The organism is Vibrio sp. 704, from assembly GCF_033339295.1.
In genome coordinates, this window is record NZ_JAWOUH010000223.1 from 1 (window position 1) to 877 (window position 877).

The window sequence follows — 877 nt, forward strand, 5'->3', positions numbered from 1 at the left end:
TAGCGCTGCAAATAATGGCTCTAATGGGCTGTGCTTCATCATCATCGCAATCGTACTTTGCCCTTCATTCACCGCTTTGATGTAGGTGTCTAAAGTACGGTGCAGCATCATCCCGTAGCCGCCAATGTTGCCACCAGCACCGCATCCAATCGGCAACACTTCTGCGTACGTCTTGGCTAAGCTGTTGTATAGGCTACGCTCACGGTTATCGACGGCCCAGTGGTTCACGCTCAACTGCTTCATGTGGTGCTTCGCCATAAAGTTCACACCCAGCTCATACATGCCCGCTTTCTCTGGCGTCGTCGCTGGTGGTGGGATCTTGCCTTTTTCAACGAGATTGAGCATTGGCGCAGTTCCACCCACGACCAACTGATACAAATCCAAGCCATGCGCGCCTGTCGACATAAAATCGTTAAGATCTTGTTCAAGTATTTCTTTGGTTTGATAAGGCAAGCCGTACAACAAGTCGATGATGACTGGGATTTTGTCTTCCTTCGCCAGTTCCGAAACGCGTTTAAGTACGTCTTCTCTATCATCAAGACGCTTTGCACTGCGACGAACTTGAGTGTTGAAGCTCTGCACACCAAAAGAGAAGCGATTAAAGCCGCCATCTAACGCACCTTGATACAACTCATCGGAAAAACGATTGATGCGCCCTTCTAAAGTAATTTCGCAATCAGACGCGAGAGGGAAATAATCATGAATGGCCTGCCCCAGGACGCGAACTTGTTCGGGAGAAAGATCGGTCGGCGTTCCACCACCAATGTAAACCGCATGGAAGATGCCGCTTTGCGTCCAAGGAAGTGCTGCTTTCTCCTTCAATTCCTGCATTAAAGCAGCGAAGTACTCATCGACAAGTTTGCGACTGGCCGCATTC

Annotated in this window: 1 protein-coding gene; it reads right to left on the bottom strand. The window is 49.5% G+C overall.

Annotation, left to right across the window (positions count from 1 at the left end; translation table 11 throughout):
* Positions 1 to 877, bottom strand: an 877-nt coding sequence (hutW, locus tag R7R24_RS25585) for a heme anaerobic degradation radical SAM methyltransferase ChuW/HutW (protein ID WP_318119918.1), incomplete at both ends; no start/stop codon positions are given.